The 15,430-nt window shown below is 41.7% G+C and carries 16 protein-coding genes and 2 pseudogenes; 8 read left to right on the top strand and 10 right to left on the bottom strand.

The window, feature by feature from the left end; genetic code table 11:
* Positions 1-47: 47 nt before the first annotated feature.
* The 3 genes from tatA to V7L20_RS20125 form a co-directional block, all read right to left on the bottom strand.
* Positions 48-257, bottom strand: coding sequence for a twin-arginine translocase TatA/TatE family subunit (tatA, locus tag V7L20_RS20135; RefSeq protein ID WP_334745786.1), 210 nt, complete (start codon positions 255-257; stop codon positions 48-50).
* Positions 258-351: 94 nt separating this feature from the next.
* On the bottom strand, positions 352-1,437 hold the full coding sequence (locus tag V7L20_RS20130; protein ID WP_334745785.1) for a DNA-methyltransferase: 1,086 nt from the start codon (positions 1,435-1,437) through the stop codon (positions 352-354).
* Between the two features lie 208 nt (positions 1,438-1,645).
* A complete protein-coding gene (locus tag V7L20_RS20125; RefSeq protein ID WP_334745784.1) occupies positions 1,646-3,049 on the bottom strand; it encodes a serine/threonine protein kinase in 1,404 nt (467 codons plus the stop codon).
* Positions 3,050-3,143: 94 nt separating this feature from the next.
* Between V7L20_RS20125 and cbiT the strand changes: the two genes are divergently transcribed.
* Entirely contained in the window at positions 3,144-3,746 is a 603-nt protein-coding gene (cbiT, locus tag V7L20_RS20120; protein WP_334745783.1) for a precorrin-6Y C5,15-methyltransferase subunit CbiT, read from the top strand.
* 149 nt (positions 3,747-3,895) lie between these two features.
* Positions 3,896-4,777 (top strand): phosphatidate cytidylyltransferase, encoded by an 882-nt coding sequence (locus tag V7L20_RS20115; protein WP_334745782.1) that lies wholly within the window; start codon positions 3,896-3,898, stop codon positions 4,775-4,777.
* Here V7L20_RS20115 and V7L20_RS20110 read toward each other — a convergent pair.
* Together V7L20_RS20110 and V7L20_RS20105 are read right to left on the bottom strand one after the other, a co-directional pair.
* Positions 4,725-5,096, bottom strand: a complete 372-nt coding sequence (locus V7L20_RS20110) for a hypothetical protein (RefSeq protein ID WP_334745781.1) — start codon at positions 5,094-5,096, stop codon at positions 4,725-4,727. The two genes, V7L20_RS20115 and V7L20_RS20110, sit on opposite strands and share 53 nt — an antisense overlap.
* Positions 5,097-5,593: 497 nt before the next feature.
* A complete protein-coding gene (locus V7L20_RS20105) occupies positions 5,594-6,307 on the bottom strand; it encodes an LmeA family phospholipid-binding protein (RefSeq protein WP_334745780.1) in 714 nt (237 codons plus the stop codon).
* A 133-nt stretch (positions 6,308-6,440) separates the two neighbouring features.
* Between V7L20_RS20105 and V7L20_RS20100 the strand changes: the two genes are divergently transcribed.
* A complete protein-coding gene (locus V7L20_RS20100) occupies positions 6,441-7,256 on the top strand; it encodes a pseudouridine synthase (RefSeq protein ID WP_334745779.1) in 816 nt (271 codons plus the stop codon).
* Positions 7,228-8,040, top strand: coding sequence for a helix-turn-helix domain-containing protein (locus V7L20_RS20095; protein ID WP_334745778.1), 813 nt, complete (start codon positions 7,228-7,230; stop codon positions 8,038-8,040). Before V7L20_RS20100 ends, V7L20_RS20095 begins: the two co-directional genes overlap by 29 nt.
* Positions 8,041-8,151: 111 nt before the next feature.
* On the opposite strand, the gene malQ is transcribed toward V7L20_RS20095, so the two are convergent.
* Positions 8,152-9,669, bottom strand: a complete 1,518-nt coding sequence (gene malQ, locus V7L20_RS20090) for a 4-alpha-glucanotransferase (RefSeq protein ID WP_334745777.1) — start codon at positions 9,667-9,669, stop codon at positions 8,152-8,154.
* Positions 9,670-9,875: 206 nt separating this feature from the next.
* Between malQ and V7L20_RS20085 the strand changes: the two genes are divergently transcribed.
* Positions 9,876-10,307 (top strand): NUDIX hydrolase, encoded by a 432-nt coding sequence (locus V7L20_RS20085; protein WP_334745776.1) that lies wholly within the window; start codon positions 9,876-9,878, stop codon positions 10,305-10,307.
* A 125-nt stretch (positions 10,308-10,432) separates the two neighbouring features.
* Here V7L20_RS20085 and V7L20_RS20080 read toward each other — a convergent pair whose 3' ends face one another.
* A complete protein-coding gene (locus V7L20_RS20080) occupies positions 10,433-10,870 on the bottom strand; it encodes a type II toxin-antitoxin system VapC family toxin (protein ID WP_334745775.1) in 438 nt (145 codons plus the stop codon).
* Between the two features lie 2 nt (positions 10,871-10,872).
* On the bottom strand, positions 10,873-11,181 hold the full coding sequence (locus V7L20_RS20075; protein ID WP_334745774.1) for a hypothetical protein: 309 nt from the start codon (positions 11,179-11,181) through the stop codon (positions 10,873-10,875).
* Positions 11,182-11,318: 137 nt separating this feature from the next.
* Here V7L20_RS20075 and V7L20_RS20070 point away from each other — a divergent pair.
* Positions 11,319-11,450 (top strand): annotated as a pseudogene (locus V7L20_RS20070) (NUDIX hydrolase); the annotation flags it as partial.
* Positions 11,451-11,539: 89 nt separating this feature from the next.
* A pseudogene (locus tag V7L20_RS20065) lies at positions 11,540-12,034 on the top strand (RidA family protein); the annotation flags it as partial.
* 74 nt (positions 12,035-12,108) lie between these two features.
* On the opposite strand, the gene tumE reads toward V7L20_RS20065, so the two are convergent.
* Positions 12,109-12,492, bottom strand: coding sequence for a toxin TumE (gene tumE, locus V7L20_RS20060; RefSeq protein ID WP_334745773.1), 384 nt, complete (start codon positions 12,490-12,492; stop codon positions 12,109-12,111).
* The gene (gene tumA, locus V7L20_RS20055) at positions 12,482-12,712 is read right to left on the bottom strand and encodes an antitoxin TumA (RefSeq protein ID WP_334745772.1); all 231 of its coding nucleotides are present in this window, start codon (positions 12,710-12,712) and stop codon (positions 12,482-12,484) included. Before tumA ends, tumE begins: the two co-directional genes overlap by 11 nt.
* Positions 12,713-13,234: 522 nt before the next feature.
* Here tumA and V7L20_RS20050 point away from each other — a divergent pair.
* On the top strand, positions 13,235-15,430 hold a 2,196-nt coding region (locus tag V7L20_RS20050), incomplete at its 3' end, for a tetratricopeptide repeat protein (RefSeq protein WP_334745771.1).

The following is a 15,430-nucleotide window of genomic DNA, read 5'->3' as shown; positions in this document are numbered from 1 at the left end:
GAGAGTTCAGCCTTTAGTGACAGTAATCTGCTGTCGGGCTGAATTAGTTATTTACGGACTGATTGCCGTGATTTGCTAATCAACGAATCGCACTCTTCTTCCTGATTGGTTTCCTGGGTGGGAGTTTTTATCTCCTCCTTAAAACCTCGTAGGGTTTTGCCCAGTGCGGTTCCCAGTTCGGGAATTTTTTTTGGGCCAAAAATTAAAATAGCGACTATGGTCATCACAGCTATTTCTGGCCATCCCAGTCCAAACATATAAATTTCCTCTAAAGCTTCTGTAATTAAATATAAACATTGATGGCTCAAATCCGATGAGTTCGCATATCTAATTAATTTGAGAGGGCCTTTTTTAAAACAGTCCTAACTGTACTGCGTGATTTGTATTATCGGTATTTTCTATTGCTATTGGTGACAAATCTGCTGGAGGTTCAACAACCAAAGGAGTATTTTCTTCAAATCTCAGTTTTGAGCTTTTGATGTAGTCTTCATCAATCTCAAAAGCTAACCAGCGCCTTTGCAAAGTTTCTGCAACTCGACCTGTCATATTAGAACCAGCAAAAGGTTCTAAAACAATATCACCCGGTTCTGTACAAAGATTGATAACAAACTCTGGTAAAGCTTGAGGGAATCTTGCTGGGTGTGGCTTAAAACCTTCTTGTTTGCAGCGCCTTTGGTAATAATCGTTGGAAGCGGTATTCGAGGCAGAAATCACGTTTACAGGCTGGACTAAATCTTCAAATAAAGTTTCTTGTATAAGAATCTGTTGTCCTATTTCTTCTTTGTCTGTATTACAACATCCATCAATAATATTGGGGGGAATAGCTCCTCCCCTGTCCTTTCCAAATTTATCAGAAATATCATGCCCTGATGGTCTAACTTTAGGTTTATACCCATTCTTTAGAAGGTTTTTCATCGCATCACTATAAGGTTTTAAAACCCTTCTATTATTAGCTTTAGGATGCGGTTCTTTTGACAGCCACCAAATTGTATTTACCGAATCTTTAACTCTTTCTCTGCGAACTGTTACCCATTCGGCAGGGGTGGGTAGTTTTGCTGGATTATACCAATACAATTCTTGTGCCAGATAAAATCCAAGTCCGCCTTTTTCTTTTGCTTTGCATAAAGCAACAACTAGTTCAAAATGATAAAGGGAACGAACTGGCATCCCCTTAATCCAACTGCCACCTATATCAATAACCAGTGATCCTGTGGGTTTAAGAATACGGTAAAAATGTGCCGCATAATCTTTAAACCATTCTACATATTCATCGGCATCAACATTTCCGTATTCTTTTTTACGAACCAATGCAAATGGTGGAGAGGTACAAATTAAATCGATACTTTCGTCAAGAATACCTGCCATTAATTCTAGGCTGTTTCCTAAATAAGCAGCACCAAATTTTGTTTCGTAGTAAGGGTTACAATTAAGTCTCATCTAAACTTTGTTAGTACAGTTGTACGTGTAAAGACAGTATCATCCATAAAAGCATAAGTTTTCCAACTGTTAGCTATTTTTTTTGATCAATTTGCTGGATGAATAGGTCAATCTGCCAAGTATCTGCAATCACAATAGTACATAAGTTCTATATAGAGTATGGTTAAGACTGAACTAGACACGTTGAACAAAGCGATCGCTAGCTCAACTAACTTCCCATTGGATTGGTAATTGGCAAACCTAACCACTCACTTAATTCATGAGCTAACCATTCAAGTTCTACTTCAGATTTAATACCGACATCGTTTCCACTAATCTGATATTTTTGTAATCCTGAGCAAATATATAATTGTGCTGAAACGGCAATCCTAGTGCCTTGAGAGCCTTTAGTAAAGTGTTTTGGAATGTAAACCAACTTATTAATACTTTGCCTTTGAGATGGCCGGGGACGCTCAAACTTCCAACTAAACAACTCCCAGCTTAGGGCAATTTGTTCTGCATTGAGTCGTAAGTAAATGCTTCCAAACAAACTAAAGAAAAATTTATACACCATCCGAAAGCCAGTAATCCAAAAAGGAAGTGAGAACAAGGCAAAGGGGATGTTGGTAGGAAAAGGGGCCGAGAGAACGCTAATTGTCCAAAGCAGGACAAATGAATTCCAGCCGATCACAAATAAAGTTGTGAATACTATTGATGGATGGAAACCAGATGGTGGAATGATAATTTCTAAAAAATCCCAATTTTTGGTTAGTTGAATTTTACTCCCGTCTGGTTTGCGAACAACTAAAGCAGGTAAGTTTGTGGCTTGTGGTTTCTCTAAGGCTGCGATCGCACCTGTCGCAGAACTAAAACGCCCTTCTAAACTGGGTTCAATCATCCACTTTAGCCAATTGCTAAAGCTGGGACTCAGATTAGCCGCTTGTTCAAACTGAATGCGAAAATTCTTTTGAGGTAAATCGGCTGGGTGATTACCCGTCATTAAATAAATTAAGGTTGCGCCTAAACTATAAAGGTCAGATGCTGCAACAGTACGTCCGCCAAATTGCTCTGGTGGCATATAACCATAAGTTCCTACCACAGTTCTTGTCCCGGTTTCTGTGGCGAGGACAGTTTGCACTGAGCCAAAATCTACTAAATAAACTTGACCAACACTATTACCAGAACGCTCCCCTAATAAAATATTGCTAGGCTTAAGATCACGATGAATTACAGACGGATACAGCCCATGTAAGTAAATAAGAATCTCTAAAAGCGCTTTGGCTATCTGTTTGACTTCAGCTTCTGTAAAAGTTCGCCCAGTTTGTAAGTATTGCTCTAAAGTTCTTGCTCTTATATAAGTTTGTACTAGGGCAAATCCTTTGATAGTTGGTAAATTTACTTCAAAATAGTTTAAATACTGAGGAATTAAGGGATGTGACAAAGATTTTAAAGTTTCAGCTTCCCGCTCAAACAGCTTAAGTGAATCCCATTCAAAATCATCACCAAAAGAAAGTAACTTGATGACAACTAATTCCTGAGTTTGCAAATCACGAGCTAATAAAGTTCGCCGTCCTGCTTTTTTTCCTAGTAGCTGCTGAACTTCGTAGCGCTCGCCTAATATTTCGCCAATCATTATGGTTTCTTATAATGCTAGGTTTGAAAAGTTTTTAAAGCTTATAGCTTTTCAATTTGGCAAATCCATATCTTTAGTATAATTGCGTAATTCTATGCCCTCCCAACTTTGGCCTTATATTACCCCTGGTATTCCCGATGAATTGTTTGAAGATTTGCCAGGAATTCCCCTGAGTCAGCGAGAAGTCCGACTGCTGTTAATTGCCCAACTGCGACTAAAATCAGATTCTGTTTTGTGGGACATTGGCGCAGGGACGGGTACAATTCCGGTAGAAGTAGGGCTATTGTGTCCAAGCGGAAAGATTATCGCTATAGAAAGGGATGAAGAAGTCGCTAATCTAATCAAGCGTAACTGCGATCGCTTTGATGTGAAAAACGTCGAAGTAATTGAAGGTAGCGCCCCAGAGTGTTTACATGATCTTAAAGTTACACCTCACCGTGTTTGTATTGAGGGAGGACGCCCTATTCAAGAGATTTTACAAGCAGCATGGCATTATTTGCCACCATCCGGTCGGGTTGTAGCCACAGCTGCTAATCTAGAAAGTCTGTATGCTATTTCTCAGAGCTTTTCCTTGTTAAGAGCTAGAAATATTGAAGTCGTTCAATCTGCGGTTAACCGCTTAGAGACGCGTGGCTTTTCTCAAACCTTTACCGCCGTTGATCCCATTTTTATCCTCAGTGGTGAGAAACTAGACTAAATCCAAAAGATTTTAGATTTTAGATTTTAGATTTTAGATTGGGGATTTAGGTGATATGTCATCAGAAACCAAGCCACAATTACCAATCCCTAATCTCGAATACCTAATCTCTAATCCAAAATCCAAAATCCAAAATCCAAAATACTTCTATGCCTTGGTCTCGGATTATTAGTGGAATTGTTGCGATCGCTCTTGCTCTTTCTGCAACCCTTTTGGGGGGTTGGTACTTTACCATCATCTTTGCGGTTATCATCTTTTTGGGTCAACAGGAATATTTTAATTTGGTGCTAACCAGAGGCATCGCTCCCGCCGCTAAAACCACAATGTTTGCTAGTCAAGTTTTGTTGGTGATTTGTACCCTTGATGGCAGTTTAGCTGACGCTGTAATGCCAATTGCTGGCACACTTATTTGTTTTTACCTGCTGTTTCAGCCCAAATTTGCCACGATCGCTGATGTTTCCGCTTCTATTATGGGGCTATTTTATGTAGGTTATTTGCCGAGTTACTGGGTGCGATTACGGGCAATTGATAGTGCTGCTTTTAGCAATCTCCCTTTCGGAGGTTATTGGCCTACAACCTGGACAGATTTTTGGGAAAAGGCAAATTCCGCTTCATTACCACAAGGTTTTACAGCAACACTGCTGACTTTTTTGTGTATTTGGGCAGCCGATATCGGCGCTTACACTATTGGCAAATTCTTTGGGAAAACCCGTCTGTCTGATATTAGCCCGAAAAAAACTGTAGAAGGTGCTGTCTTTGGCATTACTTCAAGTGTTGCTGTAGCCATAGCAGGAGCCTATTATTTGCACTTGCCCAGATCCCCCTTCACTGGTTTAGCATTAGGTTTACTAATTGGCATTGCTAGCCTTCTGGGGGATCTTACCGAGTCTATGCTCAAACGAGATGCTGGAGTCAAAGATTCTGGGCAGTTAATCCCCGGCCACGGTGGTATTTTAGACCGTACTGATAGTTATATTTTTACTGCTCCTTTGGTATATTATTTTGTGACACTACTGTTGCCGCTACTATAGGGGTTTTTAAACGAAGCACAGGATTGTGTTTATCATCATTTGCTATTTCGGCGAACTCATTTGTTACTTTGGCGAACTCATTTGTTACTTTGGCGAACTCATTTGTTATTTCGGCGAACTCATTTGTTACTTTGGCGAACTCATTTGTTACTTTGGCGAACTCATTTGTTATTTTGGCGAACTCATTTGTTACTTTGGCGAACTCATTTGTTACTTTGGCGAACTCATTTGTTATTTCGGCGAACTCATTTGTTACTTCGGCGAACTCATTTGTTACTTCGGCGAACTCATTTGTTATTTTGGCGTGTCCATAACGCACCCCAGGAAATTACTAGAAGAAACCTATGCTAGTCATACTTGTGTGTACGCCGTAGCCTACGAGGAGAGGGAAGCGGAAAAACTTTTGTTACCGAAAGGGGGAACATTCAAAGCCTCTCTCTTTGCAGAAGAGAGAAATACAAGTGAGGTTTTCCAGATTCCGTGAAAAGTCAGAGGTATGGGGAGTGTCAAACGACCCTTCAATACAATAATTTGGAATTCTATTCCGAGGCGCGATCGCAACTAAGCAAAGGATTGTCCCCCTGCTGTCTCATATCCTGAGAGGCCCTATATCATTTAAAATAGTGTAAGTTAGGTGGGTGGGAAAATTTATCGTTGAGAAGAGGCAGGAGGCAGGGGGACTCGGGGCCCCCACAGAGTGGGGATTGGGGGAGAGGGGGCAGGAGGAAAGAGGGTTTTAGCCCTAGTTAATTTTTGTTCACATAGTTTGGTTTTATTATGCCGATTCACTTATTAGCATTTTTTAATTTCTAATCATTAAGGGTTAACGTTTATCCGTCCACGACACACTAGCTTACCGGGGATCAGCGTTAGTTCTTGGATATCGACATCTGAGCCAAGATCCAGATTGTACTCATGATTGTCTTCTAATATACCCTCCTGGTCGGGCTTTATTTTTATATGTGCTAGTTGCAACTCATGTCCACTGAGTAACTGTAAGCTCAGACAAATCTCTAGAGGAGTTGTTTCACTATTAGTTACTTTCATACCTCGCAGTATAATTTGGTTGTGATCAAGGATAATTTCTTGCCAGTTTATTGGTTGTAATTTTGGGCAATGTATTGGTAAAACTTTAAGCAGTAAATCACTCAAAGCAGTCGATAATAAGTCAGATGAGAGAGAAGCATTAAGATCCTTCTCATCTACAATCAAATCGCCAACCACTGGTACTGTTTCTAACAATCGTAGCGGTTTTCCCTTGAGTATTGAGCCGATATTTACCCGAATATTTTCTGCGATTAATTGAATTTGTGTAATTAGGAGACCTTGATAAATTGCATGAGTAGCAAAAATAGATACCGATGGGATACGTCCAGAGAGAATTTGGCGATCGCTGGCTTTAATCTCCACTTCTAATTCCGATATTTGGCTGACTTGCGCTCTCAACCAAAGCTTTAAGGCTGTTGTGAGTACCTGCGTAATTATGCGTATTTTATTTGTATTTGTTATTTGAGAATTTTGCTCTGGCATCTAACGAATCTATTTATGAGTATTTGCTTAACAACCGAACATAAATTAAATAAGTCTTAAATGTAACATTTATGCTTGCTCACTACAAAATGCAAATATCATTTAATTGTTAACAGTAAATAAGCAATTCCACATGGAGGTACGGTTACAAAAAATTCTCGCTCAATGGGGTATCGCCTCGCGTCGTGAAGCCGAAGAAATGATTAGGCACTCACGGGTGCGGATCAATGGGGTATTGGCACATTTAGGTCAAAAAATTGATTCCGAAAAAGATGCGATCGCTATTGATGGTAAGCCTGTATCTAAAAAGCAGCGTCCGGCTTTAATATATTTATTGCTGCACAAACCAGCAGGTGTAGTTTCGACTTGCTACGACCCTCACCGCAGACCAACAGTCCTTGATCTACTACCGAAAGAATTACGGGAGGGTACAGGTATTCACCCAGTTGGGCGTTTAGATGCAGATTCTACAGGAGCATTAATCCTGACTAATGACGGAAATCTGACATTTGGACTAACCCATCCCCGCCACAGTATTTCCAAGACATATCGTGTTTTGGTAGAAGGACACCCTCCAGAAACAGTACTGAAAATATGGCGTCAAGGTGTGATGTTGGAGGGTAAAAAAACCAGGCCCGCTAAGGTACAGCTAATAAAACATCGTGTCGAGCAAAGCTTTTTAGAAATAGTGTTGCAGGAGGGAAGAAATCGCCAAATACGCCGGATAGCCCAACAGTTAGGATACCCAGTAATCAAGCTGCATCGGACTGCTATCGGCCCAATTCAATTACAAACTCCAAAAGAACCTTTTTTGTCAGAGGGTAAATATCGTTCCCTCAAAGATCATGAAATTCACTTTTTGCAAGATCAGATAACCCAACCTATTAAAGATTCAGCGGAGTTAAGGAGTGTCAGTAGGCATGAAATGGCTAAGAAAGAAGAAGAATAAGCAGCCATCAATTTCATTAGAGCAAGAACGAGCCGAAAAGTTGGCAGAAATGGGCGCTCAACTTTGGGCATTGCGTCAAGAACAGGGATTATCTCTAGAGCAAATGGTTGCATTAACCAGAATTCCCCGGCGATTATTGCAGGCGATCGAAGAAGGTAATTTAAACGATCTGCCAGAGCCAGTCTATATACAGGGTTTAATCAGGCAATTTGCCGATACATTAGGCTTGAATGGAGTAGAATTTTCTGGCGCTTTTCCGATTAGTTCTGCACAAGTGAAGCCTGAAAGTATGGGGAATAATTCACCCCTTAATCAACTACGTCCGATTCATCTTTACTTTATTTACATATTGCTAATTGTATGCTCTATAAATGGTTTATCTCAGTTATTAAATAACGCAGTACTACAAGCAAGTAATAGTCAAAATCAGCCATCCCCAAAACAAAAGTCCATTGTTAAACCAGAAATAGCCCAAATAAAAGAGTCAGTGGAGGTTCAATCAGTTAACGATACCCTTAGTGCCGTTCAACAGGGAAAGGCTGTACAGATTGGTGTCACTTTGAAAGCGTCATCTTGGATTCGCGTAGTAGCTGACGGCAAAATCGAGTTTGAAGGTACTCTCCCAGAGGGAACTCACCGGATTTGGAAAGCCCAACAGCAATTAACAGTGAAAACTAATAATGCTGGTGGCGTGTTAATGAGCGTCAATCAAGAGAAAGCCAAAGAAATGGGAGAACCGGGGAAAGAGGAAGAAGTTAGAATTGCTGCAAAACCTAAGTTTTGAAATATGGGGCATTGAGCATTGGGGATGGGGCATAGGGCATTGGTTATTCTTTCTTCCCCTGCCTACCCTGCCTACCCTGCCTCTTGTGCTCCCCCTGCCCCTGCCCCTGCCTTATTGTGCTTCCGGTGCTTCCGGGGCGCGTCCATTAAGTATGGTAAGAACTTTCAAGCGATCGCCTAATTCCTCTGTCAGCGCTCCTGGTTGATAGCGCCACTCCCAGTTACCCTCAGGAATACTAGGAAAATTCATCCGCGCTTGGTTCCCTAATCCCAAAATATCTTGCAAGGGAATAATCGCTTGGTTAGCTATGGAACTCAAAGCTAGGCGAATTAAATCCCAGTGGATGCCATCAGGACTGACAGAACCTAAATAAAGCAACAAGTTTTGCTTTTCCTGGTCGTCAGCTGTATCGAACCAGCCTAAAGTTGTATCATTATCGTGAGTCCCGGTATAAACTACAGAATTGCGCGGATAATTGAATGGTAAAAATGGATTAGCGGCATCAGCACTAAAGGCAAATTGCAAAATTTTCATCCCTGGAAATTCATACTTGTCTCGCAGCGCTTCTACCCCTGGTGTAATTACTCCCAAATCTTCTGCTAAGACGGGTAGCTTGCCCAACTTTTGCCTGATCACTTCAAAAAAGGCATCTCCAGGCGCTTCCACCCATTTACCATTGATGGCAGTTTCTTCACCTTGAGGCACAGCCCAATAAGCCTCGAAGCCCCGGAAGTGGTCGATGCGAATTATATCTACATAATCCAGCATTGCCTCAAAGCGCTGTACCCACCACTTAAAGTCTTGTTTTTGCAATTCCTCCCAGTTGTAAACTGGGTTGCCCCACAATTGACCAGTGGCGCTAAAGTAATCTGGTGGGACTCCAGCCATTTGGGCGGCAGCTCCTGTCTGTTCATCTAAACAAAAGATGTTGGGATGCGCCCACACATCAGCACTATCATGAGCTACGTAGATGGGGATATCGCCAATAATGTCAATACCGCGCATGTTAGCGTAGCTTTTAAGCTCTGACCACTGGCGGAAAAACTTAAATTGGACAAACTTGTAATAAAAAATCTCTCCATTGAGCCGTTCCTGTACTTCCTCCATTGCTTGTGGATCACGCTTGACAAGTTCTGAGGGCCATGTGTGCCAGTTTGCATTTTCGTTGGCATCTTTCAACGCCATAAATAAGGCGTAATTATCTAGCCAATAGGCTTTGCTGTCGCAAAAACCTTCAAACTCTTTTTGTTGGATGGGTGTGGCATTGGCTCTAAAATGTTCATAGGCTTTTTTGAGTAGCCCAATCTTAACCGACACAACCTCCTTGAAATCTACCTTTTCTTCCGGAAATCCTGGTAAATTAGCAAAGTCTTCTTCTGTTAGCAAACCCTCATCTTGCAGTTTTTCTGGGCTAATCAGCAGGGGATTTCCCGCCATTGCCGAGTAGCACATATACGGTGAATTACCGTATGCAGTGGGGCCCAAAGGTAAAACTTGCCAATATTGCTGATGGCTTTCTTTGAGAAAATCGATGAAGCGATAGGCTTCTAAACCTAAATCGCCAATGCCAAATCGACTGGGAAAGGATGTGGGATGCAGCAAAATGCCACTTGATCTAGGAAAAGGCATATTTAACCTGAATTATGAGAGGAAGGGATTGTCTGAACGACACGCTAGGCGATCGCCCAAGGGGCACTGGCAAAGCCAATTGTATCGAATTTATCACGGAACAGTATTTGTAGGGTAAATCAAGTAAACTCATTTTGTTTGTCCTTTGTCATTTGTCCTTTATCCTTGGCTAATGACCAATGACCAATGACTAATGACTAATAAATATGACTTACCGAAATCCTGCACCGACAGTTGATATCATCATTGAACTAGTAGATCGACCTCATCGGCCAATAGTGTTAATTGAAAGACATAATCTACCCTTAGGTTGGGCTATTCCGGGTGGTTTTGTCGATTATGGTGAAGCGGTGGAAGTGGCGGCGCGTCGGGAAGCTGAGGAAGAAACGGGTTTGCAGGTGGAGTTAGTTGAACAATTACTGGTGTATTCTGACCCCGATCGCGATCCGCGTCAGCATACGATTAGCATTGTGTTTTTGGCGACAGCAAAGGGTGAACCTCTGGCTGGAGATGATGCTAAGGGTGTAGGAATTTTTGAGTATTGGCGTGTGCCTGGTAATTTATGTTTTGACCACGATCGCATTTTGCGCGATTATTGGCGATATCGGCATTATGGGATACGTCCGAGGTTGGGGTAGAGGGACGAACCGCCAAGGCGCAGAGAGCGCAAAGGTAAGAGGGGAAGAGAATATCTAGAATTCCCTACCGTCTAGTTTAGGTAAATGTTCTGTGGGAATCCGTTGGTGTTAAGAGGATGTCAAAGTCAAGATTCTAAAGCTAAGGCTTGCGCCTGTTGTATCCTTTGAAAATCACTGTCCCCTGAGACGACGGTGAGGTTATAGTGCAGAGCAGTTGATGCTATCCACAAGTCGTTATCGCCCAAACCCAAATCTTGAACTGTAAATTTTCTACGCTTTGCTTTGTCTTTGGGGCCAAAATGTTCGACAATTTTTCCTTTGAGACTACCGTAAACATCGGCAACCCCTCCACTAATGGGATAAAGGTCAATGGTTTGCAGAAAAGTTCTGACAAAGCGAAGATTTGCTTCTTGTTGAGAAGACTTTTGTACCATGTAAAGGAGTTCACCTTGCACAATAACGCTAGTTGCAACCCCTAAACCGATGTGTTCTTGTAACCGACGAATGACGTTTGTTTCTCCAAAAATGATCCGGCTACAATGGTTGGTATCTAAGAGGTACATCACTAAAATTCAGCTGGGGAACGGGTTTCGTAAACAAGCTGCAAGCACTCCTCAAAATCATCTCCTTGCCAGGTTCCGGCAAATTTTAGCAAGTCTTCTGCTTTAGAGCCTCTAAGAATTGGTGTTGCTTCCTGTATTTCCGGTTTCGTTTGATGATTGGAAGTATCATCATTTTTTTCTGTTGACAGGTCAAGAGATATTTCCTCGGTTCCTGGTTTTGTCTTGAGAAAACACAAAAAATCTAGCGTTTGGGCTAGTAGAACATCTGAGGATGATTCAATTTCTTGAAGCAGTAGTTCTTTAATATTCATCTTGGTTTATTCATAAATAATGTTTTGCAGTCTGTCGTAACAGTATTATACGAGTGCGATCAAACTGTTCGATTAAGCCTAAAAAATAACTCCAATGTAGGTTGGGTTGAGGAACTAAACCCAACATTATCAAGGTTGGTGATAATGCTAAGGGTGTAGGAATTTTTGAGTATTGGCGAGTGCCTGGTAATTTATGTTTTGACCACGATCGCATTCTGCGCGATTATTGGCGGTATCGGCATTATGGCATACGTCCGAGGTTGGGGTAGAGGAACGAACCGCCAAGGACGCAAAGGACGCAAAGGAAGAGAGAAGAGGAATACCTGTGACACAAAGTTTTTGTGATTATACTGTGTCAGTAACTGGTGCGATAATGCCTGATGGAGAAGTCTATAAGCCGATCGCAGCTGAAGCGGAAATCGGTAAACAGGAAACATCGTTAGAGAAAGTAATATCTATGACCCGTGAAGTAATTAATACTGATAACGCACCCGCACCAGTTGGGCCTTATAATCAAGCCATCGCAGCTTCAGGTCAATTTGTATTCATAGCTGGACAAATTGCCATCGATCCCCGTCTTGGTGATGTCGTCTACACTGATGATGTCAAAAAACAAACTGAGCAGGTATTAGCTAATCTTGAAGCCATCCTCACAGCAGCCGGGGCGACTTTTCAAGATGTGGTGAAGACCACTGTATTTTTAGCTGATATGAATGATTTTGCGGCGGTGAATGCCGTATATGCGAAATATTTCCCGGAAAATACAGCCCCAGCGCGGGCTTGTGTTCAGGTATCGCGCTTACCTAAAGATGTGTTGGTAGAGATTGATGCGATCGCTGTAATTAGTGGTTAAAAGGAACGTATCAATGAGCAAAATCTCAACCGTTACATTTAATGGTTCTGTTTTGCGATGCAAATTCAATATTCCTACTCTAAAAACTCCATCACTTCTTGTAGCACATCAGCTATATGTGGCTTTTCACAAGCAATTACGTTGTCGAAAAGATGTTTATGATGCGGGAAGCTAGGCAAGTTGGGAAAGTGTGGTGTACTGTCATAACGAAAAATCAAACTATTTTGCTCATCTTGAAAGTGATAGCGGTAATCAATATATGTAATCTGATTATCTACAATCACAAAGGCTTCACTGACTGCCAGTAAATATTTGAGAGCGAAACGTATCCTAATGCGGAGATTAGCTCTCTGTGTCGTTAAAATTACTGCACCATATTCCTCAACGTATGTGTTAGAGCAGTTGAGTAAAAGTTGCTCAACTTCATCTAAATAGGCTTGGATAACTTTAGGCGACATCTCTAAGTTTGCTCTTTATATCTTGGTGTAGAGCTAGATAATGTTGATAGTTTGCTGCCCATTCGATAAACACTTCATCGTCAGAAGTTTCCCCTTGGCTATATTTAGCAAAAAAATCTTCTGAATTCATTCGGTACTTTATTTCATAGGTATTCAACTGTTTGGTAATGGCAATCAGCGCATCTAATGGAGATGTATATTCGATAATTTGTTTACGCATTGATTTCTTGATTTTGTTTGATTAATTTATACTAAACACTTTCATCACTTCATCACTTCAAAGTATCTGCATCCAAGGGCATACACTGTGATTTTCAGTCTCCAGTTTCGGACTTCAGAAACATCATATTGTAAATCTAGATAAAACTCTGTTAATTACCTCTCAAGAAACGCGATCGCCAGCGCATTTTTGAGCCTCATACCATTTCTTTGTGAGGCTGCGCCAAACCCTTTTAACTTCTTTCTTTGTGTTCTTTGTGTCCTTTGCGGTTCGTTTTTCTTTCTTGTACTTATGGTTTAGCGCATCTTCATTACAAAATTGGTATCAAAAGGTCAACATCGAGCCTCAGAAGGTCAACATCGAGCCTCAGAAGGTCAACATTGAGCCTCAGAAGGTCAACATTGAGCTTAAATCAAGGTTACACATAAAAATTATCTAAAAAACATTAGACATTACCGAAATACAGCGTGGGTATTTAGTAGTTATTCTGTAAGCATTAGCACCTCAAAATTAAATCTGGTCATGAACCCGCAAAACAAGCCCAAGAGTCTACAAGATATTCTTAAGCAGCGCCAGCAATCAGGTTTTGTGGGTCGTGAAGACCAGGTAAATCAATTTCGGCAAAATTTGGCTTTATCGTTAGAAGATGACCGCCGTCGTTTTTTGTTCAATGTTTGGGGTCAAGGCGGAGTTGGTAAAAGTACCCTGTTACGGCAGTTTCGCAAAATTGCTGATGAAGCAAAAATTATCTCGGCTTACATCGATGAAGCTGAAAAAAGTGTTCCAGAAGTTATGGGTCGTTTAGCTGAAGAGTTGGAACGGCAAGGTCACAAACTACCACAGTTTACAGAACGCTACAAAGTTTACCGTCAAAAGCGCCAAGAATTAGAAACTGATCCAGAAGCTCCTCAAGGCTTTTCGGCTTTTGTAGGCAAAACTGTAGTTAAAACTGGTGTGCGTCTGGCGCGTCGAGTTCCCGTTGGCGGTGCTGTATTTGACTTTGTAGATGAGGATGCTTTGGCTACCCAAGCCGGAGAATGGGCTTCTTATGTTGCCAAGAAAATAACAAATAAAGACGAAGTGCTATTAGTTCAAGAACCTGTAGAAATCCTAACCCCGCTATTTTTGCAAGATATTTTTAAAATTGCTAAAGAAACTGCTATTGTTTTGTTTTTTGATACATACGAGCGCACCGGAGAATTCCTAGATAACTGGCTACGAGAAATTTTGGAGGGTCGCCACGGTGAAGTATCTCTCAATATATTGATAATTATTGCCGGTCGGCAGGAATTAGATAAAAATCATTGGGCACCTTACGAGGGGTTAATTGTTCGTTTCCCTCTGGAACCCTTTACAGAAGAAGAAGCCCAACAATATCTAACTCGCAAAGGCATTACAGACAATCGCATTATTGAAGTGATTTTACACCTTTCTGGAAATTTACCCCTGCTGGTAGGAATGTTAGCAGATGCTCATCCCAATGACCCTAACCAAGTAGTTGAGCCTAGCAGCAGTGCTGTAGAACGCTTTTTAAAATGGATTGATGACCCCAAGCGGCGACAAGTTGCGCTTGATGCTGCCATTACTCGGTGTTTGAATCGAGATGTTATAGCTCAGTTAAAAGGAGAAGAAGAAGCTGACGAGTTATTTACTTGGCTAAAAGAAACATCCTTTGTCAACGAACGTACCGATGGCTGGGCTTATCATGATGTAGTTAAAACGCAAATGTTACGCCACAAGCGCCTTTCATCGCCGCAAGGTTGGGCTGACATACATGGTAAGTTAGCAGAATATTATGACAGCCTGCGGAACGATCTGCAATTGGACGAAGAGAATAAACAGCGCGATCCTAGCTGGCAAAGTCACACTTTAAATGTGTCGTATCACAACTTATGTCAGTCACCGCAAAAGAATTTATCTGTATCTCTCAATGAATTTCTTGCTGCACTCAAAAATCAACGTATTTTTGCCCAACAATATGCACAAACAATGCTTCAGGCTGGTAAAGATGCGGATTCTTCTGAAGTTCAGCGTTGGGGTGAGCAATTAGCAAATGGGTTAAAAGCCTATGACGAAAATGTTTACCAAGTTACATTAGAAATGTTTACCGCAGTCCTACAAAATTCTAGGATTGAAGTTAAATGGCAAGCAATTGCTTTAGGTTGGCGCGGTGAAACTTACCGCTTAATGGAGCGTTACCCACAAGCTCTACAAGATTTTGACCGCGCCATTGAACTTGACCCCAAATATGACTGGGCGATCGCAAGTCGCGGTCAAACTTATCGCTCAATGAAGCGTTACCCAGAAGCCCTAGAAGATTTTGACTGCGCCATTGAACTTAATCCCAAACTTGACTGGGCGATCGCAAATCGCGGTCAAACTTACCGCTTAATGGAGCGTTACCCACAAGCCCTAGAAGATTTTGACCGCGCCATTGAACTTGACCCCAAATATGACTGGGCGATCGCAAGTCGCGGTGAAACTTACCGCTTAATGGAGCGTTACCCACAAGCCCTAGAAGATTTTGACCGCGCCATTGAACTTAACCCCAAATCTGACTGGGCGATCGCAAGTCGCGGTGAAACATACCGCTCAATGAAGCAATACACGGAAGCTCTACAAGACTTTGACCGCGCCATTGAACTTAACCCCAAATCTGACTGGGCGATCGCAAGTCGTGGTCAAACTTATTGCTCAATGGAGCGTTACACGGAAGCT

Origin of the sequence: Nostoc sp. (assembly GCF_036916735.1) — a bacterium.
In the GTDB taxonomy this organism is placed as follows: domain Bacteria; phylum Cyanobacteriota; class Cyanobacteriia; order Cyanobacteriales; family Nostocaceae; genus Nostoc.
Note: the sequence above shows the minus strand (reverse complement) of the source record. Positions and strands in the feature narration are given on the sequence as shown.

What these genes read in the sequence shown, in the direction of transcription:
- V7L20_RS20105 (WP_334745780.1), bottom strand. Translation starts at nt 6,307, where the DNA reads ATGCCAGAGCAAAATTCTCAAATAACAAATACAAATAAAATACGCATA.
- V7L20_RS20100 (WP_334745779.1), top strand. Translation starts at nt 6,441, where the DNA reads ATGGAGGTACGGTTACAAAAAATTCTCGCTCAATGGGGTATCGCCTCG.
- V7L20_RS20130 (WP_334745785.1), bottom strand. Translation starts at nt 1,437, where the DNA reads ATGAGACTTAATTGTAACCCTTACTACGAAACAAAATTTGGTGCTGCT.
- V7L20_RS20080 (WP_334745775.1), bottom strand. Translation starts at nt 10,870, where the DNA reads ATGTACCTCTTAGATACCAACCATTGTAGCCGGATCATTTTTGGAGAA.
- V7L20_RS20115 (WP_334745782.1), top strand. Translation starts at nt 3,896, where the DNA reads ATGCCTTGGTCTCGGATTATTAGTGGAATTGTTGCGATCGCTCTTGCT.
- V7L20_RS20125 (WP_334745784.1), bottom strand. Translation starts at nt 3,049, where the DNA reads ATGATTGGCGAAATATTAGGCGAGCGCTACGAAGTTCAGCAGCTACTA.
- V7L20_RS20085 (WP_334745776.1), top strand. Translation starts at nt 9,876, where the DNA reads ATGACTTACCGAAATCCTGCACCGACAGTTGATATCATCATTGAACTA.
- V7L20_RS20075 (WP_334745774.1), bottom strand. Translation starts at nt 11,181, where the DNA reads ATGAATATTAAAGAACTACTGCTTCAAGAAATTGAATCATCCTCAGAT.
- V7L20_RS20095 (WP_334745778.1), top strand. Translation starts at nt 7,228, where the DNA reads ATGAAATGGCTAAGAAAGAAGAAGAATAAGCAGCCATCAATTTCATTA.
- tatA (WP_334745786.1), bottom strand. Translation starts at nt 257, where the DNA reads ATGTTTGGACTGGGATGGCCAGAAATAGCTGTGATGACCATAGTCGCT.
- cbiT (WP_334745783.1), top strand. Translation starts at nt 3,144, where the DNA reads ATGCCCTCCCAACTTTGGCCTTATATTACCCCTGGTATTCCCGATGAA.
- malQ (WP_334745777.1), bottom strand. Translation starts at nt 9,669, where the DNA reads ATGCCTTTTCCTAGATCAAGTGGCATTTTGCTGCATCCCACATCCTTT.
- tumA (WP_334745772.1), bottom strand. Translation starts at nt 12,712, where the DNA reads ATGCGTAAACAAATTATCGAATATACATCTCCATTAGATGCGCTGATT.
- tumE (WP_334745773.1), bottom strand. Translation starts at nt 12,492, where the DNA reads ATGTCGCCTAAAGTTATCCAAGCCTATTTAGATGAAGTTGAGCAACTT.